This is a genomic window from Mesorhizobium sp. BHscii, assembly GCF_053848065.1.
This window is the reverse complement of the sequence record NZ_JBSPKW010000015.1, coordinates 1-23,570: the sequence shown is the minus strand read 5'-3', so window position 1 is coordinate 23,570 and position 23,570 is coordinate 1. Positions and strand designations below refer to the sequence as shown.

The 23,570-nt window shown below is 63.3% G+C and carries 22 protein-coding genes; 18 read left to right on the top strand and 4 right to left on the bottom strand.

Features of this window, described 5'->3' with window-relative positions:
• The first annotated feature begins 80 nt into the window (after positions 1–80).
• On the top strand, positions 81–449 hold the full coding sequence (locus tag ACWTU7_RS20395) for a hypothetical protein (protein WP_455839977.1): 369 nt from the start codon (positions 81–83) through the stop codon (positions 447–449).
• A 98-nt stretch (positions 450–547) separates the two neighbouring features.
• Positions 548–727: a Flp family type IVb pilin gene (locus tag ACWTU7_RS20390; RefSeq protein WP_455839976.1), complete on the top strand. Its 180-nt coding sequence runs from the start codon at positions 548–550 to the stop codon at positions 725–727.
• A 49-nt stretch (positions 728–776) separates the two neighbouring features.
• On the opposite strand, the gene ACWTU7_RS20385 is transcribed toward ACWTU7_RS20390, so the two are convergent.
• Entirely contained in the window at positions 777–1,649 is an 873-nt protein-coding gene (locus ACWTU7_RS20385; protein WP_455839975.1) for a methyltransferase domain-containing protein, read from the bottom strand.
• Between the two features lie 53 nt (positions 1,650–1,702).
• Here ACWTU7_RS20385 and ACWTU7_RS20380 point away from each other — a divergent pair, with 53 nt between their 5' ends.
• From ACWTU7_RS20380 to ACWTU7_RS20360, 5 genes are read left to right on the top strand one after another with little or no spacing between them, the layout of a single operon-like run.
• On the top strand, positions 1,703–2,488 hold the full coding sequence (locus tag ACWTU7_RS20380; protein WP_455839974.1) for a ComF family protein: 786 nt from the start codon (positions 1,703–1,705) through the stop codon (positions 2,486–2,488).
• Positions 2,489–2,515: 27 nt separating this feature from the next.
• Positions 2,516–2,785: a glutaredoxin 3 gene (gene grxC / locus ACWTU7_RS20375; protein ID WP_455839973.1), complete on the top strand. Its 270-nt coding sequence runs from the start codon at positions 2,516–2,518 to the stop codon at positions 2,783–2,785.
• A 10-nt stretch (positions 2,786–2,795) separates the two neighbouring features.
• Positions 2,796–3,677: a carbon-nitrogen hydrolase family protein gene (locus ACWTU7_RS20370; RefSeq protein WP_455839972.1), complete on the top strand. Its 882-nt coding sequence runs from the start codon at positions 2,796–2,798 to the stop codon at positions 3,675–3,677.
• The gene (locus ACWTU7_RS20365; protein ID WP_455839971.1) at positions 3,674–4,099 is read left to right on the top strand and encodes a DUF1178 family protein; all 426 of its coding nucleotides are present in this window, start codon (positions 3,674–3,676) and stop codon (positions 4,097–4,099) included. The genes ACWTU7_RS20370 and ACWTU7_RS20365 overlap by 4 nt, the downstream gene beginning before the upstream one ends.
• 6 nt (positions 4,100–4,105) lie before the next feature.
• Complete coding sequence (locus tag ACWTU7_RS20360) at positions 4,106–4,810, top strand: hypothetical protein (RefSeq protein WP_455839970.1); 705 nt, start codon at positions 4,106–4,108, stop codon at positions 4,808–4,810.
• A gap of 42 nt (positions 4,811–4,852) precedes the next feature.
• Here ACWTU7_RS20360 and ACWTU7_RS20355 read toward each other — a convergent pair whose 3' ends face one another.
• Entirely contained in the window at positions 4,853–5,338 is a 486-nt protein-coding gene (locus tag ACWTU7_RS20355; RefSeq protein WP_455839969.1) for a MarR family winged helix-turn-helix transcriptional regulator, read from the bottom strand.
• Between the two features lie 99 nt (positions 5,339–5,437).
• Between ACWTU7_RS20355 and ACWTU7_RS20350 the strand changes: the two genes are divergently transcribed.
• Positions 5,438–6,367, top strand: a complete 930-nt coding sequence (locus ACWTU7_RS20350) for a DMT family transporter (RefSeq protein ID WP_455839968.1) — start codon at positions 5,438–5,440, stop codon at positions 6,365–6,367.
• 27 nt (positions 6,368–6,394) lie between these two features.
• Here ACWTU7_RS20350 and ubiG read toward each other — a convergent pair whose 3' ends face one another.
• Positions 6,395–7,144, bottom strand: coding sequence for a bifunctional 2-polyprenyl-6-hydroxyphenol methylase/3-demethylubiquinol 3-O-methyltransferase UbiG (gene ubiG, locus ACWTU7_RS20345; protein ID WP_029348550.1), 750 nt, complete (start codon positions 7,142–7,144; stop codon positions 6,395–6,397).
• A gap of 278 nt (positions 7,145–7,422) precedes the next feature.
• On the opposite strand from ubiG, the gene ACWTU7_RS20340 reads away from it, so the two are divergent.
• The 9 genes from ACWTU7_RS20340 to ACWTU7_RS20300 all read left to right on the top strand — a co-directional run bounded on the left by ACWTU7_RS20340 (position 7,423) and on the right by ACWTU7_RS20300 (position 21,102).
• Positions 7,423–8,676 carry an aspartate kinase gene (locus ACWTU7_RS20340; RefSeq protein ID WP_029348549.1) on the top strand — a complete coding sequence of 418 codons (1,254 nt, stop codon included), beginning with the start codon at positions 7,423–7,425 and terminating at the stop codon, positions 8,674–8,676.
• A gap of 180 nt (positions 8,677–8,856) precedes the next feature.
• A complete protein-coding gene (gene ptsP / locus ACWTU7_RS20335) occupies positions 8,857–11,127 on the top strand; it encodes a phosphoenolpyruvate--protein phosphotransferase (RefSeq protein WP_455839967.1) in 2,271 nt (756 codons plus the stop codon).
• A 9-nt stretch (positions 11,128–11,136) separates the two neighbouring features.
• On the top strand, positions 11,137–12,216 hold the full coding sequence (gene prfA, locus ACWTU7_RS20330; RefSeq protein WP_455839966.1) for a peptide chain release factor 1: 1,080 nt from the start codon (positions 11,137–11,139) through the stop codon (positions 12,214–12,216).
• Positions 12,209–13,087: a peptide chain release factor N(5)-glutamine methyltransferase gene (gene prmC / locus ACWTU7_RS20325; protein ID WP_455839965.1), complete on the top strand. Its 879-nt coding sequence runs from the start codon at positions 12,209–12,211 to the stop codon at positions 13,085–13,087. The genes prfA and prmC overlap by 8 nt, the downstream gene beginning before the upstream one ends.
• 303 nt (positions 13,088–13,390) lie before the next feature.
• Positions 13,391–14,377, top strand: coding sequence for a DUF4167 domain-containing protein (locus ACWTU7_RS20320; protein WP_455839964.1), 987 nt, complete (start codon positions 13,391–13,393; stop codon positions 14,375–14,377).
• Between the two features lie 224 nt (positions 14,378–14,601).
• Complete coding sequence (clpB, locus tag ACWTU7_RS20315) at positions 14,602–17,208, top strand: ATP-dependent chaperone ClpB (RefSeq protein WP_455839963.1); 2,607 nt, start codon at positions 14,602–14,604, stop codon at positions 17,206–17,208.
• A 43-nt stretch (positions 17,209–17,251) separates the two neighbouring features.
• Positions 17,252–17,617, top strand: a complete 366-nt coding sequence (locus tag ACWTU7_RS20310) for an MmcQ/YjbR family DNA-binding protein (protein WP_455839962.1) — start codon at positions 17,252–17,254, stop codon at positions 17,615–17,617.
• A gap of 251 nt (positions 17,618–17,868) precedes the next feature.
• Positions 17,869–19,335, top strand: coding sequence for a L,D-transpeptidase family protein (locus ACWTU7_RS20305; RefSeq protein WP_455839961.1), 1,467 nt, complete (start codon positions 17,869–17,871; stop codon positions 19,333–19,335).
• A 201-nt stretch (positions 19,336–19,536) separates the two neighbouring features.
• Entirely contained in the window at positions 19,537–21,102 is a 1,566-nt protein-coding gene (locus tag ACWTU7_RS20300; RefSeq protein WP_455839960.1) for an MFS transporter, read from the top strand.
• A gap of 26 nt (positions 21,103–21,128) precedes the next feature.
• Here the strand turns inward: ACWTU7_RS20300 and ACWTU7_RS20295 are convergent, their stop codons facing one another.
• The gene (locus tag ACWTU7_RS20295) at positions 21,129–23,090 is read right to left on the bottom strand and encodes a M23 family metallopeptidase (RefSeq protein WP_455839959.1); all 1,962 of its coding nucleotides are present in this window, start codon (positions 23,088–23,090) and stop codon (positions 21,129–21,131) included.
• Between the two features lie 240 nt (positions 23,091–23,330).
• On the opposite strand from ACWTU7_RS20295, the gene ACWTU7_RS20290 reads away from it, so the two are divergent.
• On the top strand, positions 23,331–23,570 hold a 240-nt coding region (locus tag ACWTU7_RS20290; protein WP_455846537.1), incomplete at its 3' end, for a hypothetical protein.

The following is a 23,570-nucleotide window of genomic DNA, read 5'->3' as shown; positions in this document are numbered from 1 at the left end:
GGAAGATTTATCTCGCTGTGGAAGATTGAGGCGTGGACATTGAAGGGAAGGCCGTGTTCAGGCCTTCGGAGGGCGGTTGCATGAGCCTCGACAGGGACTGGGATTCGATCCGACCCGACCGCAGCTTCGCTGTCCATGCCGGCATGGGCATTTTGCGGATCACGCTGCTATTCGGCTCGGCCGTGGTGGCGCTGGCCTTGATCGCGACGCCCTTCCTCGACAGCCGGACGCGATTGCAGACCGCCCGCGACCATTTTGCCGGCGGCCTCGATGGAATGAGCACAGGATCGATTGGGAGCCCAGGATCGGTGGGGAGCACAGGCTCGATTGGAAACACGGGCTCGATCGGCCATCGTGGGACCTACACGCTGCGCAGGAGCGTGCTGCAGCCGCTGCCCAGTTCGGTCTGCGTGATACGCGACAATGGCAAGCGCAGCGGCGACTGCTGAGATGGTTTAGAGCAGCCGTTTCACCGCCTGTTAAGCCTTTGCCATTAACCTTTCTTAACAGGTCGGCGCTAGGGTTTCGGCAAGCGGGATCGACGGCCATGAAAATATTGCTGCAACGATTTTTGGAAGGCGAGACCGGCGCGACGGCCATCGAATATGGGCTGATCGTGACCGTGCTGTCGCTTACCATCATAGGCGGCATCGGCCAGGCGGCTGACGCAATGGCGTGGCTGTTCAGCGACAATTCCAGCAGGCTTGTGAACGCTTTCGCGCAGTGATCGCGACCGGCCACCAGCATCCATAAAAGTCCGGTCGACAGAAATCCGGTCAACGCCCGCCGGGATTTTCCAGTATCGTCTTCAGCGATATTTTCGCCGAGCCCGGCTTCAGCGGTTTTTGCTGCGAGGCGTCGGGCGCCCAGCCTGACATCCAGACGATCGGAAAACTCGCCCTGATGCGACCATCGGCATCCGAAAACCGCTCGGCGTAGATTTCGGCGACGCGGGCAAACAGCCTTCGTGTGCCCGGTCGCCTGCTGCGGTCGATAAGCGCGCTGGTCTCGCCCATCGCCCGCAGGTCCGCCATCAGGCCGAACAGCGAATCGTAGCGCACCGTCACCGTCTCGACATCGGCGACGGGCAAGGCCAGGCCGGCGCGTTGCAAAAGCGCGCCGGCGTCGCGCACATCGGTGAACGGGATGACGCGCGGGCTGGCGCCGCCGTAAAGTTCGGTCTCGGCGGCGAGCAGGCTTTCGCGCAGTTCGGAAAGCGTACCGGCGCCGGCAAAAGCGCCGAGGAACAGACCATCCGGCTTCAGGGCGCGGCGGATCTGCACCAGCATGCCGGGAATGTCGTTCATTGCCTGAAGGGACAAAAGAGACACGGCGAGGTCGAGGCTTTCCGGCTCGAACGGCACGGTCTCCAGCGGCGCCACCAGTCCGGCGGCATCGCCCAGGAACATAGCGTCCGCCTCCACGCGTACGATGTCCGTAACCTTGCCGCTTGTCGCGAGCACGTCGACCGCGGCCGGCGTCTGGCAAAAGAGCACGGCCGCCCTGTCGAATTTGCGCTCGACGGCGCCCAGCCGCTCGGCAAGCTCCTCGGCCGCCCGCCGCATCAGGAAATCCGCGCCGGCAGTCGGTCGGGCGAGCGCCCGGCGCTTGTGCGCCAGCCAGAGAGAAGTGTCCACTATAGGTTGCAACTGGCGGTTCCTGGTTTCCGCTGTCTGATATAGGGTGGCGGGGGAGCAACCACGTGGCCGATCCAATGCCAGATATCAAGAGTATCGCTCGAAAGGCATTGGACTGGCCGGCGCGCATCCTGTTTCCGCCGGTTTGCGCCGGCTGCCGACGGCATGTCTCGCAGCCCGGCGTGCTGTGCGGCGCCTGCTGGCCGAAGCTCAGGCTCCTGGAGCGGCCATGGTGCCCGGTGATGGGCACGCCGTTCATCCATCACATGGGCGAGGGGTTCCTGTCGGCCGAGGCGATCGCCGACCCGCCGCCGTTCGAGCGCGCGCGGGCCGCGGTCGCTTACTCCGGTGTCGCCCGCCAGATGGTGCAAGGGTTGAAATACCAGGATCGCACCGACCTGGCGCCGTGGATGGCGCGCTGGATGCTGCGCGCCGGTGCCGAACTGATCGCGGAAGCCGATGTGGTCGTGCCGGTGCCGCTGCACTGGCGGCGTTTTTTCAGGCGCCAGTTCAACCAGTCGGCGGAACTGGCAAGGGCGGTATCGCAACTTGGCGGCCTGCCTTTTGCGCCCTCCGCGGTCAGGCGCGTCAAACTCACCCGCCAGCAGGTCGGGCTGGAGCGGCGGGAACGCGAGGAGAATGTGCGTGCCGCATTCAGAGTGCCCGAGGAGGCCGAGATCGAGATCGCCGGCCGCCGGGTGCTCTTGATCGACGATGTCTATACCACCGGCGCCACTGTCCGCGCGGTCGCCAAGGCGCTGAAGAAGGGCGGTGCCGGGACCATCGACGTGCTGACCTTTGCGCGCGTGCTGCCGGGGGACTTTCGGGCCGACGAGTCCGCGACTATATAGATTGAAGAAAGGCAGGATTGCTGACCGATGGTCGACGTGACGATCTATACACGGATGATGTGCGGCTATTGCGTGGCGGCCAAGCGGCTGCTCGAGCGCAAGGGCGTTGCCTACACCGAGCACGACGCCTCCTTCTCGCCGGAACTGCGCCGGGAAATGATTTCCCGCGCGAATGGCCGCTCGACCTTTCCGCAGATATTCATCGGCGATACGCATGTCGGCGGCTGCGACGATCTCCATGAACTGGAGGCAGAGGGCCGGCTGGACAGTCTGCTCGCCAGTGGCTCGACGAATTGAGGACATGACGATGGGTGCTTTCAAGGCGGCGGCGATCCAGATGCGTTCGGGCACCAGCCCCGAGCGCAACGCGGTCGATCTGGAGCGGCTGGTGTGCGAGGCGGCGGGTCTCGGCGCGACCTATATCCAGTCACCGGAAATGACCGGTGCGCTGGTCCGTGACAGCCAAGCGCGGGCAGCCTCCTTCACCTCCGAGGACAAGGACATCATCGTCTCGACTTCGCGGAAGCTGGCGAAAGACCTTGGGATCTTCCTGCATATCGGCTCGACCGCCATCCTGCGTGCCGACGGCAAGCTCGCCAATCGCGCGCTTCTGTTCGGGCCGGACGGCGCGACGATTGCCACCTACGACAAGATCCACATGTTCGACGTCGATCTCGACAATGGCGAAAGCTGGCGCGAATCCGCCGCCTACGAGCCGGGCACCCAGGCCGTCGTCACGGAGATCAGCGGCGCCGGGATTGATGGTGCGAGGCTGGGTTTCGCCGTCTGCTACGATCTGCGCTTTCCGCAGCTCTTCCGCGCCGAGGCGCTGGCCGGCGCCGACCTGCTTTCGGTGCCCGCCGCCTTCACCCGCCAGACCGGCGAGGCGCACTGGCATGTGCTGCTGCGGGCGCGCGCCATCGAGAACGGCGCCTATGTCGTTGCCGCGGCGCAAGGCGGACTGCACGAGGACGGCCGCGAGACCTATGGCCATTCGCTGATCGTTGATCCCTGGGGCCGCATCGTCGCCGAAGCGGCACATGACGAACCGGCGGTGATCATCGCTGAGATCGACCCAGCGCAGTCGGCCGCCGCGCGCAAGAAGATCCCAAACCTGAAGAATGCGCGGGATTTTGCCGTAAACGGCGGACAGGCTGAGGCACTGCCACTCAGGGGTGCAGCATCTTGATCCGGTTTTCTCTGATCTGCGAGCACGAGCACGAATTCGAGGGCTGGTTTCGCAGCAACGACGATTTCGACACCCAGAAGAAGCGTGGCTTCGTCGATTGCCCGACCTGCGGCTCGCACAAGGTCGAGAAGGCGTTGATGGCGCCGGCCGTCTCCACCGGTCGCAAGCAGGAGAAGATCGCACTAGCCATGGGCGAGGCCCAGAAGCAGGCGTTGGCGCAATTGAAGGCGATGGCCGAGAAGGTGCGCGAGAACGCCGACTATGTCGGCGACAAGTTTGCCGAGGAAGCGCGCAAAATCCATTTCGGCGAGAGCGATCCGCGCGGCATCTATGGCGAGGCGACGCTGGAGGAGGCGAAGAGTCTGGCCGAGGAAGGCGTCGAATTCATGCCGATTCCAAGGTTCCCGGACGAACGGAACTGAGTGCCCGTGACCAAGTCGCGTCGGCGCGGGAAGCCTGAACGGCGACCTTTTTCAATCGTGTGGCAGGACACTCTCAATTGGCTGGCCATGAAGGCGAGCGCCAAGCAAACGATCAGCGGAATGGCGATCGTTTTTAGCAAACACAAAGGCAGTGAAGCTACGGACAAGGTTGCTGCAGCACTTCAACTGATAAGCGATTTCGATCCTGTTCGCTACAGACGCGTGGTCCAGGATATCAAACGGATCTGGATTACGACTAATACCGGTGCCGCCGGCCAGTTCGTCAATTCGACGTCGACTTGTGAGCTCGACGAACGATTTGTTCTGGGCGAGCACACGACGACCGAGCAGATCGCCGGTGCTATCGTGCATGAAGCCACGCATGCGCGCCTCCATCAAGGGGGCATTGGCTACGAGCAGGAATTGCGCGACCGGGTGGAACAGGTCTGTATGAAACGTGAACTGGCCTTCGCAGCGAAACTGCCGAATGGAGAGAGTATTCGCCGATGGGTCGAAGCCAGGCAGGATCGGCCAGTTGACTATTCCAATGCAGCACTCAAAGCCCGGGAGATCGCTGGCGCCCGGGATGCCTTGCTCCATCTCGATGCCCCGGCTTGGCTTGCGGGCATCATCGTCTCTTTCGCGCGATGGCGACATCGGAGGATCTTAGGGCGGCAAGATGGCAAAAGGGCTTCCGATCAGCCGAATTGATTCCTCATTTTCCGTCGCTGGTCTCTGACTGTGCCCCGCTGTTCAGCCCACGCTTCCTATCAATTTTTCAAGCAGCCGGGAGAGCGTGTCCTGCTCCTGGCGCGTCAGGCCGGAAAGGATCTCGTGCTCGTTGGCGACGTGGGCGGTGACCGCCTCATCGACCAATGCGAGACCTTTTCCGGTCAACTGCACGACGATCCCGCGCCGATCGTTGGGGTGCGGACCGCGCAGGATCAAGCCGGCCTTCTCCAGCCGATCGAGCCGGTTGGTCATGGCGCCCGACGTCACCATCGTCGCTTCGTAGAGGGCAGTTGGCGTCAGCGCGTAAGGCGATCCGGAACGGCGCAGCGTCGCCAGCACATCGAATTCCCCGGATTGCAGTCCGAAGCGGGCAAAGAGCGGAGCGAGGCGTTCTCGTGCAATCAGCGACGAGGCTTCGTTCAACCGTCCAAGCACGGCCATCGGAGAAACATCCAGATCCGGCCGTTCTTTTTTCCACTGCTCGATGGCTTTCGCGGCGCGATCCATCTATCTCACCGTTAAATATCTTGACGTTAAGAATCTTTCCATTATCTTATCTCAAGACACAGTGCTGGCCAAGAGCTGCAAAGACAATAAGGTGCCGTTATGAAATTTCTCTGGGATTCAGCGCCCGGCCTTTTGGTCGTCACCGGCGGCCTGCTCGGCCTGACGCTGCCGTTCGGCAAGATCGCCACGGCGGCCGGCGTTTCGGCCATGGTCTGGGCCCTCGTTATCTCGCTCGGCGCCGGCGGTGTGCTTTTGTGCGCCCTGCTTCTGCGCGGGCAACGCATCCGGCTCACCCCGCACAGGCTGCGCTACTTCGTCGTCACCGCGGCGGTGTCCTATGCATTCCCCAATCTCTTGATGTTCTCGGCCATTCCGCATCTCGGCGCCGGCTATACCGGTATCATGTTCACACTGTCGCCGGTGGTTACCCTGGTGTTTTCGATCCTGCTCGGCGTTCGGCGCCCCAATCTGCTTGGTGTCGTCGGCATTGCCGTCGGCTTCCTTGGTGCGGTGATGGTGGCGGGGACGCGCGGCGAGGCCGGCCAGCCGGCCGAATTTTTCTGGGTGGCGGTGGGGCTGCTCATCCCGGTCAGCCTTGCCGCCGGCAACATCTACCGCACGGTCGACTGGCCGGAAGGGACCGGACCGATCGAGCTTGCCGTCGGCAGCCATCTGGCATCGGCTGCGCTGCTTCTTTGCGGTATCTTCACGCTGCAGGGCGGCGGTTCGCTCGCCCTGGTCGGCGGCGTGCCAATGGTGGTCGTCGGGCAGGTCGCGTCAGCCGCGGCGATGTTCGTCTTCTTCTTCCGGCTGCAGGCGGTCGGCGGCCCGGTCTATCTCAGCCAGATCGGCTATGTCGCGGCTGCGGTCGGATTGTTTGCCGGCACTATGTTTCTCGGCGAGCACTATCGATTGCTGACCTGGGCGGGTGCTGCCATCATCATCGCCGGCGTGTTCATCACCACCAAAGCGCAAAGCCAGATCACCACAAAAGCGCAAAGCCAGACGGGCGAGAAGGTGGCGGCGTGAGAAGGTTCAGACGTTTCGTGAGAAAGTTCAGGCGGGTGCCTTCTCCGCCAGCACCATGTAATTGACGTCCATATCCTTCGACCGCTGCCAGCGGTCGGCGAGCGGATTGTAGGTGACGCCGGTGCGGTCGATGATGGTCAGGCCAGCGCCGGTCAGCGCCTTTTCCAGCTCGTCTGGCCGCACCAGCTTGCCGAACTGGTGGGTGCCGCGCGGCAACCAGCGCAGCACATATTCGGCGCCGATAATGGCCAGGCCCAGGGCCTTCAGTGTGCGGTTGATGGTGGCGACGAACATGATGCCGCCGGGCTTAAGCATGTCGCCGCATTTGGCCACGAACAGGTCGATGTCGGCAACATGCTCGACCACTTCCATGTTGAGGATGACGTCGAATTTCTCGCCGGCGTCAGCCAGATCCTCCGCCGTCGTGGCACGGTAATCCACCGTCACGCCGACCTCCGCCGCATGCAGCTTGGCCACTTCGATGTTGGTGGCCGATGCGTCGGCGCCGACCACTTCGGCGCCAAGCCGCGCCATCGGCTCGCACAACAGCCCCCCGCCGCAGCCGATGTCGAGGAAGCGCAGGCCCTCGAACGGCCGCGCCGCACGCGGGTCGCGGCCGAAGCGCGCCGCCACCTGGTCGCGTATATAGGCAAGCCGGATCGGATTGAACTTGTGCAGCGGGCGGAATTTGCCGTTCGGATTCCACCATTCGGCGGCAAGGGCGGAAAAGCGCTCCACTTCTCCGGCATCGATCGTCGATCGTCGGGGTTCTGGCATCGTGTGGTCTCCTCGAACGTTAGGAAGTCGGTCGAGAGCCAGCGAATGTCAAGGCAGCAAATTTCGACTGTTGCCCGTTGCGCCTATGCGACAGGTATGCGGGTACGCGCGTTGCGCTCGTGTGTCGCCTTCGTCGCCCAGGGCAAGCGGCGGCACGCCTTGCGAAACCCGTAGCATTTGGCTAAGGAGGCCGCGAATTCGGCGACCGGCCCAGGCGGGCGCTCCCTTTCCGTTATTCGGCCGCCGGTCCGGCACCCAGTCAAAGGCATTTCGCTTCCATGGCGCGCATCGTGATGAAATTCGGCGGAACCTCCGTCGCCGACATCGCCCGCATCCGCAATGTGGCGCGCCATGTCAAACGCGAGGTCGATGCCGGCCATGAGGTTGCGGTGGTCGTCTCGGCGATGGCCGGCAAGACGAACGAGCTCGTGCAGTGGACGCGCGAAGCCTCGCCCATGCACGATGCGCGCGAATATGACGTCGTCGTCGCCTCCGGCGAGCAGGTGACCGCCGGCCTGCTGGCGATCGCGCTGCAGAACATGGGCGTCCATGCCCGCTCCTGGCAAGGCTGGCAGATCCCGATCAAGACCGACAATGCGCATGGCGCGGCGCGCATTCTCGACATCGACGGCGCGTTCCTGATCAAGCGCTTCGGCGAAGGCCAGGTGGCGGTGGTCGCCGGCTTCCAGGGCATCGGCCCGGACAATCGCATCGCCACGCTCGGCCGCGGCGGTTCCGACACCAGTGCTGTCGCCATCGCGGCGGCGGTCAAGGCCGACCGCTGCGACATCTACACCGATGTCGATGGGGTCTACACCACAGACCCGCGCATCGAGCCGAAAGCGCGGCGGCTGGCCAAGATTTCCTTCGAGGAAATGCTTGAAATGGCCTCTCTCGGCGCCAAGGTCCTGCAGGTACGCTCGGTCGAGCTTGCCATGGTGCACAGGGTGCGTACTTTCGTGCGGTCGTCCTTCGACGATCCCGACGCGCCCGGAATGGGGGATTTGCTCAATCCGCCCGGAACGCTTATTTGCGACGAGGAAGAGATCGTGGAACAGCAGGTCGTCACCGGAATTGCCTATGCCAAGGACGAAGCGCAGATTTCATTGCGCCGTGTCGGCGACCGGCCGGGCGTCGCCGCCGGCATTTTCGGGCCGCTGGCCGAGGCCAACATCAATGTCGACATGATCGTCCAGAACATTTCCGAGGACGGCAAGTTCACCGATATGACCTTCACCGTGCCGTCCGGCGATGTCGACAAGGCGCTTGCCGTGCTCGAGCGGCTGAAAACCACGATCGGCTACGACGTCGTGCAGTCGGAAGCCGGCATGTCGAAGGTCTCGGTCATCGGCATCGGCATGAGGAGCCATGCGGGCGTCGCCGCCACCGCCTTCAAGGCGCTGGCCGACAAGGCGATCAACATCCGTGCGATCACCACCTCCGAGATCAAGATTTCGATCCTGATCGACGGTCCCTACACCGAACTTGCGGTTCGCACTTTGCATTCCGTCTACGGTCTGGATAAGCAGTAGCAGACTGCATCGGCTCGAGAATCGGAGTCGATTTCGGAAAGCACGATGCAGCAGATCGAAAGTCTTAGAGCGTCCTTTGGCGTCCAATCGGACGCATGGCGCTCTAATTGAGTTGTTGCGTGAGCGCCGGCCGCGGGAGAAACTGCGGCGGGCAAAATGTCCATTGGAGAACAAGCCGCGATGCGTGATACGGCCAGTGGCCCGCGCGTTTTGCTGAAACGGCTCCGCGAGCTCATGCAGGAGCCGCTGGAGCCGCAGGAGCGGCTCGACCGCATCGTGCGCGATATCGCCGCCAATATGGTCGCCGAAGTGTGCTCGCTCTATGTGCTGCGCGCCGATTCGGTGCTCGAACTCTATGCCACCGAGGGTCTGAACCCGAACGCCGTCCATTTGGCGCAGCTCAGGCTGGGGGAAGGCCTCGTCGGCACGATCGCGGCCTCAGCACGGCCGCTCAATCTCTCCAACGCGCAGGAACATCCAGCCTTCGCCTACCTGCCGGAGACGGGGGAAGAGATCTACAATTCCTTCCTCGGCGTGCCGGTGCTCAGGGCAGGGCGCACGCTCGGTGTGCTGGTCGTCCAGAACAAGACCATGCGCCACTATCGCGACGACGAGGTCGAGGCGCTGGAAACGACGGCGATGGTGATCGCCGAGATGATCGCCACCGGCGACCTTGCCCGGCTGACCCGGCCCGGGCTCGAACTCGACCTGCGCCGCCCGGTGAGCTTTACCGGCCTGTCCTTCAACGAAGGCGTCGGGCTCGGTCATGTCGTGCTGCACGAGCCGCGCATCGTCGTCACCAATCTGTTCAACGAAGACAGCGATGAGGAGATCAGGCGGCTCGATGCATCCCTCGGTTCGCTCAGGCTCTCCATCGACGACATGCTGGAACGCCGCGAAGTCGCCTTCGAGGGTGAACACCGCCAGGTGCTCGAAGCCTATCGCATGTTCGCCAACGACAGCGGCTGGGTGCGCCGGCTGGAAGAGGCGATCCGCAACGGCCTGACGGCGGAAGCAGCGGTGGAAAAAGTGCAGAGCGACATGCGTGCCCGCATGCTGCACATGACCGATCCGTATCTGCGCGAGCGAATGAGCGATTTCGACGATCTCGCCAATCGGTTGCTACGCCAGTTGATGGGGCGGGGGCCGGACGATGTCGCGGCCTCGCTGCCGAAGGACGCCATCATCGTCGCCCGCTCGATGGGGGCTGCCGAACTGCTCGATTATCCCAGAGACAAGCTGCGCGGGCTGGTGCTCGAGGACGGCGCGGCGACCAGCCACGTCGTTATCGTGGCGCGGGCCATGGGCATACCGGCCGCGGGCCAGATGAGGGGCGCCGTTTCCATGGCGGAAAACGGCGACGCCATCATTGTCGACGGCGAAGAAGGCGCGATCCATCTGCGCCCTCAGCCCGACCTCGAAGCCGCCTATGCCGAAAAGGTCCGCTTCCGGGCGCGGCGGCAGGAGGTCTACCGCGAACTGCGCAAGAAGCCGTCGGTGACCAAGGACGGCGTCCAGGTCGACCTTTTGATGAATGCGGGCCTGGCCGTCGATCTGCCGCAGCTTGCCGAGGCGGGCGCCGCCGGCATCGGTCTGTTCCGCACCGAGCTGCAATTCATGGTCGCCTCGACCTTTCCGCGTGCGGAAGCCCAGGAACGGCTCTACCGCGACGTGCTCGACGCGGCGCGCGGCAAGCCGGTGACCTTCCGTACCATCGATATCGGCGGCGACAAGGTGCTGCCCTACTTCAAGGACACGATCCAGGAAGAGAACCCGGCGCTCGGCTGGCGCGCCATCCGCCTGACGCTCGACCGGCCGGGCCTGTTGCGCACCCAGATCCGTGCGCTTCTAAAGGCCTGCGGTGGGCGTGAACTGAAGCTGATGCTGCCTATGGTGACGGAGCTCGGCGAGATCGCACAGGCGCGCGAAATCATCGATCGCGAGGTGCGGCATCTGTCGCGTTTTGCCCATCATCTGCCGACCAGCCTGAAGCTCGGGGCCATGCTGGAAGTGCCGTCGCTGCTGTTCCAGCTCGACGAGCTGATGAAGGCCGTCGATTTCGTCTCGGTCGGCTCGAACGATCTGTTCCAGTTCGTTATGGCGGTCGATCGCGGCAACACGCAGCTCTCCGACCGTTTCGATGCGCTGTCGACGCCGTTCCTGCGCGTTCTGAAGCAGATTGCCGACGCCGGGGTGCGCAATCAAACCCCGGTGACCTTGTGCGGCGAACTGGCGGGCAAGCCGATCTCGGCGATGGCGCTGATCGGCCTTGGCTACCGGTCGATCTCGATGTCGCCGGCTTCGATCGGTCCGGTCAAGGCGATGCTGACGGAACTGCCGCTGGCCGAGCTGGAGACGTTCTTCGACGACAATCTTATGGCGCCGGCCTACGGGTTGCCGATGCGGGCGCTGCTGCAAGCCTTTGCCGACGACCGCTCCATTCCGTTGTAGACCTTCGCCATGATCAACCTGCCCCGCGACCGTATGGATCAAGTCGTCAAGCGTTTCGATATGCTCGAAGCGCAGATGTCGGCCGGGCCGGCGGCGGACGCCTATGTCAGGATGGCGTCGGAATATGCCGACATGCAGGAGATGGTGGCAAAGATCAGGGAGCTGCGTAGCGCCGAGCATGAACAGGCCGACTTGCAGGCGATGCTCGCCGACAAAAGCACCGATGCCGAAATGCGGGCATTGGCCGAGGCCGATCTGCCCGAGGTCAAGGAACGCATCGAGGCGCTGCAGAGGGACATCCAGATCCTGCTTCTGCCCAAGGATGCCGCAGACGACAAGAACGCCATCCTCGAAATCCGCGCCGGCACCGGCGGCGACGAGGCGGCTCTCTTTGCTGGCGACCTGTTCCGCATGTACGAACGCTATGCTGCGGCACGCGGCTGGCGTTTCGAGACGGTGTCGGCCAGCGAGGGCGAGGTCGGCGGCTACAAGGAAATCATCGCCACCATTTCGGGCAAGGGGGTCTTCGCCCATCTGAAATTCGAGTCCGGTGTGCATCGTGTGCAGCGCGTGCCGGCGACCGAGGCCGGCGGGCGTATCCATACCTCGGCGGCGACGGTTGCGGTGCTGCCCGAAGCGGAAGAGGTCGACATCGACATCAGGGCCGAAGACATCCGCATCGACACGATGCGCGCCTCGGGTTCGGGTGGCCAGCACGTCAACACCACCGATTCGGCGGTGCGCATCACCCATCTGCCGACCGGCATCATGGTGGTGCAGGCGGAGAAGTCGCAGCACCAGAACCGGGCGAAAGCCATGCAGATCCTGCGCGCCAGGCTTTACGACCTCGAGCGCAGCAAGGCTGACGAGGAACGCTCCGAATCGCGCAAATCGCAGGTCGGTTCGGGCGATCGCTCGGAGCGCATCCGCACCTATAATTTCCCGCAGGGCCGCGTCACCGACCATCGCATCAATTTGACGCTCTATAAGCTCGAACGGGTGATGATGGGTGAACTCGACGAGATCATCGACGCGCTGATTGCCGACCACCAGTCGAAGCTGCTCGCCGATATCGGCCTCGATGGCTGACAGTCTGCCCGGTACGTTAGGGCCACTGCTGAAAGCGGCGCGGGCACGCCTTGCCGCGGCCGCAGTCGCCGATCCGGCGCTGGATGCAAGGCTGATCGTCGAACATATTTCCGGCACGACCCGCACACAAGCCATCGCCGATCCCGAAAGCAGGGTCGATGCCGGCGCGATTGCCGCGATCGATTCAGCCCTGAGGCGGCGGATCGCCGGCGAGCCGGTGCATCGCATCCTGGGTTATCGCGAATTCTACGGCTTGCGCCTGTCGCTGTCACCGGAAACGCTTGAGCCGCGACCGGACACCGAAACGCTGGTCGAAGCGGTGCTGCCCTTCGTGAAGGCGACAGCGGAACGGCAAGGCCAATGCCGCATCCTCGATCTCGGCAGCGGCACCGGCGCCATCGCGCTGGCGCTGCTCAGCGCCGTTCCGGCGGCGGTCGCTACCGGTGTCGATATTTCGCAAGGCGCGCTGGCAACCGCCATGCGCAATGCCAGGGAATTGGGGTTAGCCGACCGGTTCCAGGTGCTCAAATCCGACTGGTTCGAAAAAGTTTTTGGCCGATACCATGTAATTGCCGCTAACCCTCCCTATATAGCATCCATAGACATTGAAAATCTGCAGGACGAAGTCCGCGATTTCGATCCACGCCAAGCCCTCGACGGCGGCGTGGATGGTCTGAGTCCCTATAGGATCATCGCCGCCGAGGCGGCAGGTTTTTTGGAAGCCGAGGGCAGGATTGCGGTCGAGATCGGCCACACCCAACGCAAAGAGGTTACAGGCATATTCTCCGCAGCCGGCTATGTGCCGGCGGGGGTATTCCGAGACTTTGGCGGAAACGAGAGGGTTCTGATCTTTGAACTGACAAAGCCGTGATGCAGTGCGAAAAAAGCGCTTGGCAATGCCGGGGAATGCGGCTAGGGTCGCCTTAACCGGATGAGACGAAGCAGGCAGTGCTCTTAGCGATTCGGTTTCCTTGGAAATAGCTGCCTTCTTGCGCAAACGACGCCCAAGCTTCGTGCGGGAATCGTCCGACAAGTGATGTAACCGGAACAGGATGACACGTGGCGCCAACGCAATCGATGCGGGCGAACGCCGGTGAAGAGACGAAACGGCTGGCTGCATGAGCGCCTCCGTTCGTGAAAAAGTTTTCGAAAATTCAAAATTGAAGAGAGTCGAATGAGGCCACAACAGCAGAACAGGCGCATGCGCGGTCGCAATAACAATGGCGGCGGCAATAACAACAACAATAACCGCAAGGGCCCAAATCCCCTGACGCGCAACTACGAGAGCAACGGTCCGGATGTGAAGATCCGCGGATCGGCTCAGCAGATCGCCGAAAAATACGCGACCCTTGCCCGTGACGCGCAAAGCTCCGGCGACCGGGTGATGGCGGAAAACTATCTCCAGCACGCCGAGCACTACAATCGCATCATCGCTGCCGCGCAGGCGCAGTTACCGATCCAGAGCGCTCAGCAGAACCGCGACGATTTCGACGATGACGGCGACGAAGATCGCGATGAGTTCGACAATGCCGGCAACAGCAATGTCGGTGAGACTGCGGCTCCGGTGGTCAACCACTCTGGCGGCCCGCAGCCGGTCATCGACGGCACGCCAGCCGAGTTGGCGTTCAACCAGGAAAACGGCCGCGACAATCGCGATACCGGTGGGCGCGATACCGGTGGGCGCGATAATAGTGGGCGCGACAATAGTGGGCGCGACAATGGCGGCCGCCATCGCGACCGTCGCCCCAATGGCGGCTACGGCCAGAACGGCCAGCGCGGCGAATTTGGTGCGCGCGGCGAGCCGGGCGGACAACGCGACGATCAGAACCGGCGCGGCGATCAGAGCCGGCGCAACGAGACACCGGTACAGAACGAGACGCTCATACAGGCGGAAACTGTGTCTCCGGTCGAGCCGGTTTCTGTGGCCGAACCCGCGCCGCAGTTCGAAAGCTTTTCGCCGGCGGCTCTGGCTGCCCAGGCCGAGGTGAACGAAGCAGCCGCCGAAAGCGGCGCTGCCCGCCGCCCCAGGCGTCCGCGCCGTCCGCGCGTCAACGCTGATCAGGTGGATGGCGGTAACGACAATGCTGGCGCCGATAACGTGAATGCAGCGCCGGCGGAAGACGCCGGTGGCGAGCCTGCCATCATCGACGTCAACAACTGATAGAGCAAGGCCTTCAGACATTCTTGGACGGCGGAGAGAAATCTCCGCCGTTTTTGTTTTGCGCACCCGGGCAATATTATGCATTCACCATTATTGGGACGTCTTGAGGGTCCGTGGCTTGCGCCCCATATCTCGCGTGAACAGGACCCGGCTCGAACGGGCGGGTCCGTCACCGCAATCTGATCCGGTGCCGCAAAGCGGGCCGGTGACGGAAGGAGACAGAGATGAACCTTGAAAAATATTCCGAGCGCGTGCGCGGCTTCATCCAGTCCGCGCAGACCTTGGCGCTCTCGCGCAACCACCAGCAATTCACTCCCGAACATATATTGAAAGTGCTCGTCGACGACGACGAGGGCTTGGCCGCGTCGTTGATCGAGCGCGCCGGCGGCAGCGTCCGCGACGTCAAGCTTGGCATCGAGACGGCACTTGAGGCAATGCCCAAGGTGGAAGGCGGCAACGGCCAGCTCTATCTGGCGCAGCCGCTGGCCAAGGTGTTCTCGACCGCCGAGGAACTGGCCAAGAAGGCCGGCGACAGTTTCGTTACGGTCGAGAGGCTGCTGACGGCGCTGGCGGTCGAGAAATCCGCCAAGACTGCCGACATCCTCACCAAGGCCGGCGTGACGCCACAGGCGCTGAACCAGGTGATCAACGACGTCCGCAAGGGTCGCACCGCCGATTCGGCGAGCGCCGAGCAGGGCTATGATGCGCTGAAGAAGTACGCGCGCGACCTGACCGCCGACGGCCGCGCCGGCAAGCTCGACCCGGTCATCGGCCGCGACGACGAGATCCGCCGCACCATCCAGGTGCTCTCGCGCCGCACCAAGAACAATCCGGTGCTCATCGGTGAACCCGGCGTCGGCAAGACGGCGATCGCCGAAGGGCTGGCGTTGCGCATCGTCAACGGCGACGTGCCGGAATCGCTCAAGGACAAGCAGTTGATGGCGCTCGACATGGGGTCGCTGATCGCCGGTGCCAAATACCGCGGCGAATTCGAAGAGCGGCTGAAGGCGGTCCTTTCGGAAGTTACCGCTGCCGCTGGCGGCATCATCCTGTTCATCGATGAGATGCACACGCTGGTCGGCGCCGGCAAGGCGGATGGCGCCATGGATGCGTCGAACCTGTTGAAGCCGGCGCTAGCACGCGGCGAACTCCACTGTGTGGGCGCGACGACGCTCGACGAATACCGGAAGCATGTCGAGAAGGACGCCGCCCTTGCCCGCCGCTTCCAGCCGGTCTTCGTCAATGAACCGACCGTCGAAGACACCGTCTCCATCCTGCGCGGCCTGAAGGAAAAATACGAGCAGCACCACAAGGTGCGCATCTCGGATTCGGCGCTGGTCGCCGCAGCGTCGCTGTCCAACCGCTATATCGCCGACCGGTTCCTGCCGGACAAGGCCATCGACCTTGTCGACGAGGCCGCGTCGCGGCTCCGGATGCAGGTCGATTCGAAGCCCGAAGCGCTAGACGAGATAGACCGCCGCATCATGCAGCTCAAGATCGAACGTGAGGCGCTGAAGGTCGAGAAGGACGACGCGTCAAAGGACCGGCTCGCCCGCCTCGAAAAGGATCTTTCCGCTCTGGAAGAAGAATCGACCGAACTGACCTCGAAGTGGCAGGCCGAGAAGCAGAAGCTCGGGCTCGCGGCCGACCTGAAGAAACAGCTCGACGAGGCGCGAAACGAGCTCGCCATTGCCCAGCGCAGGGGTGAATTCCAGCGCGCCGGCGAGCTTGCCTATGGCAAGATTCCGGAACTCGAAAAAAAGCTGACGCAGGCCGAGGCGCAAGACGGCAAGGTCGGCATGGTCGAAGAGGTAGTCACCCCCGATCACGTCGCCCATATCGTGTCGCGCTGGACCGGCATTCCGGTCGACAAGATGCTGCAAGGCGAGCGTGACAAGCTGCTGCGCATGGAAGACGAGATCGGCAAGCGCGTCGTCGGCCAGGGCGAGGCGGTGCAGGCCGTGTCGAAAGCCGTTCGCCGTGCCCGCGCCGGCCTGCAGGATCCGAACCGGCCGATCGGCTCGTTCATGTTCCTCGGACCGACGGGCGTTGGCAAGACCGAGCTGACCAAGGCGCTCGCCAGCTTCCTGTTCGACGACGAGAGCGCCATGGTGCGCATCGATATGTCGGAATTCATGGAGAAACACTCGGTCGCCCGGCTGATCGGCGCGCCTCCCGGCTATGTCGGCTATGAGGAAGGCGGGGCACTGACCGAAGCGGTGCGGCGCCGGCCCTACCAGGTCGTGCTGTTCGACGAGATCGAGAAGGCGCATCCGGACGTGTTCAACGTGCTGCTGCAGGTGCTCGACGACGGCCGCCTGACCGACGGGCAGGGCCGCACGGTCGATTTCCGTAACACGCTGATTATCATGACGTCGAACCTCGGCGCCGAATATCTGGTCAATCTCAACGAGAACCAGGACGTCGATGCCGTACGTGACGAGGTGATGAGCGTGGTGCGGGTATCGTTCCGGCCGGAGTTCCTTAACCGCGTCGATGAAGTGATCCTGTTCCACCGGCTGCGCCGGCAGGATATGGGCCGCATCGTCGAGATCCAACTCAAGCGACTGGAAAACCTGCTCGTCGATCGCAAGATCACGCTCTCGCTGGACCAGGAGGCGATCGACTGGCTGGCGGCCAAGGGCTACGATCCGGCCTATGGCGCGCGGCCGCTGAAGCGGGTGATGCAAAAGGAACTGCAGGACCCGCTGGCGGAGAAGATACTGCTCGGCGACATCCTCGACAGTTCGACCGTCAAGGTCACCGCAGGTTCCGACCGGTTGAACTTCCGCTCGAAGCCGACGGTCGTGGCGACCGAGGCGGCGGCCTGATTCGAGGCCGCCACATAATTAAACACTCAACGGCGGGGCGCAGATGACGCTGGATGACTACAACAGCTTCTGCGCCTCGCTGCCGTCGACGAGCCATGTCGTCCAGTGGGGCGGCGCCCATGTCTGGAAGGTCGGAGCCAAGGTGTTCGCGATAGGCGGTTGGAGTGAGGGCAAGGAGCCGTTCGTCACCTTCAAATGCTCCGACATCGCTTATGACATCTTGAAGGAACAGCCGGGCCTTCGGCCCGCGCCCTATCTTGCGTCACGCGGCATGAAATGGATCCAGCGCCAGACAAGCCAAAGCATGGATGATGCCGCGCTGAAGGACTATCTGCGCGAAAGCCATCGCCTTGTCGTACTCAAGCTGACGAAGCAGGCGCGCAAGGAATTGGGACTCGCGGCCAGCTAGCTATGTTGCTCTCATCGCCAGAAATCCGCCATCTTCATGCCCGGTTCATGTTGGAACCTTATGGTCGGCAACTGATTTGCTGGCGAAGGGGTTCGCCTGCCGCATAGGCCCGAACATCGAATTCGATTTTCGGAAAGCTTGGTGCGAAGATTTTAACTATTAGAGCGTCCTTTCGCGTCCGAAGGGACGCGGGGCGCTCTAAAGAGACAACGCCGGGCGGCGGCAATTACGGACCGGAGAATTTGGCCAACATGTTCCGCACGATCTTCACCCTTTCGGCGCTCGCCGCCGGGCTGCTTTCTTCGAGCGCGATGGCCGCACCGACGGAGGACATCGCGCCGCGATCTGCCCGTGCGGCCAATGCCGGTGGTGTGCTGGTCGCCCAGAACGGCGATTTCGACGTCTATTACGACGCCAGGGGGAACCGCGTCATCGTCGATGCGGAAACCGGCCAGGTCCTCGCCATCCAGCCGCCGCAGACCAGGTTCGACCGCCGCGCGCTCCGCCGCGAGCGCCTGCGCAATCTCGGACCGGTCGAGGACGACCGTTATTATCTCGACGACCCGGAAGACACGGCGCGCTTGCGCCGCAGGCAATTGGAAGAGGAAGGCCTGATCGTCGTACCGCCGGTCGATGAATACGATCCGTACAGCGACAATTATGTGGAAGCTTTTCCCGAAGCGCCGCTGGATGACGGCAGCTATGGCAACGATTATCCGGAAGCGCCGCAGCCGATAAAGCCGCGCACCGTCAAGCGCCAGCCGCTCGACGAGGCTTCGATCGAACCGGTCGAGCCGACGGCCCCGGGCGACCAGGCGGCATTGCCGCCAAAGATCGGCGGCAAGACTGTCGCCGATCCGTCGCTTTCACTCGGTGCACGACAGGATGTTGCTGCGTTGCAAGTGCTGCTCGACCGCGCCGGCGCTTCGCCCGGCGTCGTCGACGGGCGCTTCGGCTCGAATGTCGACAAGGCGCTCGCCGCCTACAACGAGATCACCGGCAGCAATTTGCGGTCGACCGATGTGGTTGGCATCCAGGCAGCCCTTGAGCAGTCCGGCGGCGATGCCTTCGCCTCATACAGCATCACGCCCGAGGATGCGGCCGGCCCCTATGTCGCCTCGGTGCCGGAAGACTACGGCCAGAAGGCGCAGCTCGACCGGCTGAGTTACACCTCCGTCACCGAAGCGCTGGCCGAGCGGTTCCATATGGACGAGAACTATCTGAAGGCGCTCAATCCGGAAGCCAATTTCAATCGTCCAGGCACGATCATCAAGGTCGCCAATTTCGGCAGGCTGGTGGCGGAGCCGGTGGCGCGCATCATCGCCGACAAGGGCAAGAAGCAGGTCCGCGCCTATGGCGCGTCGGGCAAGCTAATCGCGGCCTATCCAGCCACCATCGGCTCGGCGGACACGCCTTCGCCCACCGGCACGCATGCAGTGTCGCGGGTCGCGTTAGATCCGAACTACACCTACAATCCGAACATCAATTTCAAGCAGGGCGAAAACAACAAGATCCTGACCATCCCGCCGGGTCCGAACGGCCCCGTCGGCTCGGTCTGGATTGCGCTGGACAAGCCGACCTATGGCATTCACGGCACGCCTGACCCCTCCAAGATCGGCAAAACCGAAAGCCATGGCTGCGTGCGGCTGACCAATTGGGACGCGCGCGAACTGGCAAAAATCGTCTCGCCGGGCGTCACGGTGGAATTCATCGACTGACCGCCTTATCGCAAATCACTGCACCCCCCCGGGTTGGCTCGGGGGGCAGGATTTTTTGGCACGTGCATTAATCAGCCGATGATCTTCGCAAGTGAAGGAGCCGCGGTCCAACGGCATCGAAGTGCCGATCCTGTTCTGGTTTCAACGACAGCAGTCCTCTGGCCGGTTGTTGCCAGCGCATAGGAGGGCTAAGCAGGCTTAATGCGTTCTCCAAGTGAAGTCGGCGCCGAAGCCGTCCCCCTGGCCAGGCCGCTGCCGGCCGATACGTTTTGCCCGCAATCGCGGCGCAGCTTCGTGCTGATCGCGGCGATCCTGGCTTCCGCGCTCGGCTTCATCGACGGTTCGATCCTGGCCATCGCCACACCGGCGATCCGCGTCGATCTTGGCGCAAGTTTCGCCGAGGCGCAGTGGATTTCAAACTCTTATGCGCTGACGCTTTCGGCACTCATCCTTGTCGGCGGCGCCGCCGGCGACCGTTTTGGCCTGCGGCATGCTTTTGTGGCAGGCATCGCGCTGTTCATTGCCGCCTCGCTTGCCTGCGCGGTGGCGCCGAACCCGCCGGCGCTCATTGCGTTTCGCGCCATTCAGGGCATCGGTGCTGCCATCATGGTGCCGGGCAGCCTCGCCATTATCGCCAAGGCCTATCCGAAGAAGGAGCGCGGCAGGGCGATCGGCATCTGGGCGGCGGCCTCGGCGCTGACGACGGCGCTTGGCCCGGTGCTGGGCGGCGTTGTCTTGTCGGCCTTCGGCGACGGCATCTGGCGGGCGATCTTCGCGATCAATCTGCCGCTTGGTCTTGTCTCGATCTACCTCCTGCTCGCCAAGGTCCCGGCCGACGCACCGACGGAAAAGCGCAGCCTCGATCTCGGCGGCGCTGCCCTCGCCATCTTGGCGTTCGGAGCGCTTGCCTACGGCTTGACCTCGATGAGCGCAGAGGGCGAGGGGCAAATGTCCGGCCCGAGCATCGCCGCCGGCGCGCTGCTGCTCATCATGTTCATTGTCTTCGAGCGCCGGCAGCGCGATCCGATGATCGATCTCTCGCTGTTTCGGGTCGGCGCCTTCGCCGGCGCCAATGTGGCGACCTTCTTCCTCTATTTCGCACTGTCGGCCAACCTGTTCTATCTGCCGATGCTGCTTATCGCCGGATGGGGGCTGAGCGCGGCTGAGGTCGGCTTCATCTTCCTGCCGCTGTCGGTCTTGATCGCGCTGTTGTCGGGGCCGGTCGGCCAGTGGTCCGACCGGATCGGCCCGCGTTTTCCGATCGCCAGCGGCAGTCTCGTCGTCGCTGTCGGCTTTGCCGGGCTTGCCTTGCTGGCCTATGCCGGCATCCACAGTTTCTGGTGGGGAGTGTTTCCGCTGATGGCGCTGATGGGGCTCGGCATGGCGCTGGTCGTGTCGCCGCTGTCGACGGCGGTGATGACGGCAGTCGAGGACAAGGATACGGGTGCTGCTTCGGGAATCAACAATGCCGTCTCGCGCATTGGCGGCCTGATCGCAGTGGCGGCGATGGGGTCACTGGCGGCCTTGGTCTATGCGGCAGTTCTGAATAGCGGTGCCGCATCCGGCATTCCGGGTTTCGGCGAACCGGCGCCGGCGGGCCTGGCACCGGATCTCGATGCAGTAAGGCTTGCCGCCAGCGATGCAGCTTTCGCAGCCGTCGCCTTGGCGACCGCGCTGCTTTGCCTGCTCTCGGCGATCGTGGCGTGGACGACCGTCTCCGGCGAACGACTGCCATGGTCGCGTGTATCTGAGACTCCGCAGAGCTGAGGAGCCCGGAAGGCTTCAAGGTCAGCTCAGCCTTCGATCTTGGCGCTCGCGACCTTCAGCGAATCACTGTCTTCCTGATTGAGCAGATCATCGATGCGCCCGCGCTCGCGCTTGAAGGCGACGAGGTCGTCGCCCTTAAGCACCTTGCCGACCGGCAGGCGAACGCGCATCGGATCGACCTTGGTGCCGTTGACGATCAGCTCGTAGTGGAGATGCGGACCGGTGGCGAGGCCGGTCTGGCCGAGAAAGCCGATGGTCTGGCCTTGGCGGACGCGCACGCCCGGCGCGATGCCTTTGGCAAATGCGCTCTGGTGATTGTAGGAGGTCTCGTAGCCATTGGCGTGGCGGATGATGATCTGTTTGCCATAGCCGCCGGCCCAGCCGGCCTTCTCGACGACACCGTTGCCGGCAGCGATGATCGGCGTGCCGATGGCGGCTGACCAATCGACGCCGGTATGCATGCGCACATAGCCGAGGATCGGATGCCTGCGGGCACCGAAGCCGGAGCGGAATTTTCCTGCGGGCAGGGGATTGCGCAGCAGGAATTGCTGGGCGCTGCGGCCGTCCTCGTCGAAATAGTCGGTACTGCCGTCCTGCATCTGAAACCGATAGAAGTTGCGCGTCGTGCCGCCGAACGTCGCCGAGACATAGAGCAGCTCGGATTCGTCGGATGCCTGGTCGTCGCCATCCGGCTGCGAGAACAGCACCTCGATGCGGTCCGACGGATTGAGCCGCGATTGGAAATCGACACCGGACGCCAGAAGCTTGATCACCCGCTTGGTCATCGCCTTGGACATGCCGTAGGAGTAGGCGGCGCGGTAGATGCCGTCATAGACGTTCGGCAGATTGCCGCGCACGACAACCGGCGGCGAATCATCGAACGCGGTCAGCAATTCGGGATTGGGCTCCGGCTCCTGCGCCGGCACATACTGGCCGTGATCATTGAGCGCGATGGTGACGATATGCTGGGCCCTGTCGTAGATGCCGGTGCGAACGACCTTGGCGGCGTCGCCATGGATCTCGAGGCCGACACGAAGCACGGTTCCCGCCTTGAGCGCTGTCGCATTCAGCAATTTAGCGATCGCCTCGGCCATGCCGGTGGCGTCCTCGCCGGTATAGCCGGAATCGGCGAAGGCCTCGACGATGTTGCGGTCCCTGGTGAAGGGGATGATCTCCTCGGCGAAGGCTGGCGCCTGATCATCGGGGGCAGCTCGCGGCGACACCGAGACGTTTTCCGGGACGATCCTGACGTCGTAGGAGCCGGCCATGCTCTCGGCGAATGCATCGCCGAATCGCTGCGGGTCGACATAATGCAGCGACGCGACCTGCACGGCGCCGTCGCTCAGGCCCGTGCCGGCCTGGCGCACCACCTTTTCCACCTCGTCGGCGGACAAGTCACTCTTTTCGTCGAAGGCCGCCTTCTCGATCGGGAAATCGACCGTCTTCAGGCTCATCTCGCTTTCGACCTTGGCGCCATAGATCTGGCCGGCGGCGGCGGTCGCCGGCTGACCGGCATTGCCGTCGCGGTCGTCCCCAAACACCTGCATCGGGTTGAAAGGCGGATAGGCTCGGCTGGTCGTGTGCCCGGCGGCAAGCGCCATCTTGATCTGCACGAAAGGCATGGTGTGGATGACATCGCGGTCGCCGACCTTGGTCACCATCGACACTTCCATGCGCCGGCGGTCCTTGGCCTTGGCGATCTGGCGCGGCGCCACCAGCCTGGTGGTCTTGGCGATCTCGCCGGAATCGTCGCCTCTTGCAAGGCTGATCAGCTCCGCGATCTCGGGCGGTGTTGCCAATTGCTGACGGCCGTCGAGGGCTGCAAACAGCGCCACGCCCATCAGCACGCTCGACGTCACGCCAGTCAGAAAAGTGCCCGACAGCCAGCGCGCCGAAACCTCGCGCCGGTCGGGCGGGCCACTGCGACCGTCCGCAATCAGCGGCGGCTCGTTGCCGAGTTCGGCTATGACATTTTCCGTATCTGGCATCCAGAAAGGCTGCTTCTTCCCCGGGCGGGACGGCTTGTCGCTTTTGTTGTGGCCATGACATTTGCCTGTCACGGCGGGCGAAGTCAACGAAGCGCCTGGCTTCGGCCGAGATCCCCAGTCATACTTCTCTCATAGTGGCTCTCTTACAGTCGCTTATAAGGGCGCCGCGCCGGTGGTGCATGCGCCAGCTTCGTTGGGCCTTGATGTCAAACCGCAATGAGGCGGCAATAGGGCTCCTTGGTGGTGGTCGGCTTTGTTATCCCCATGCCGCAGCGGAAGTCGGCTAGCGAAAATCGGCACCGCAATCTTTCGTCGCAAAAAATTCAAAAAAGACCGAAATCGTTGTTGACACTTTGGACGCCTGCCGACTATATACGCCTCACCAACGAGGGCGGCGCGCCGCTGGCGACGAAGAAGTTCGCTTCTAGATCTGCCCTCTGCGAAATTCAAGAGAGCCGCGTGAGCGACACTCGAACGGCC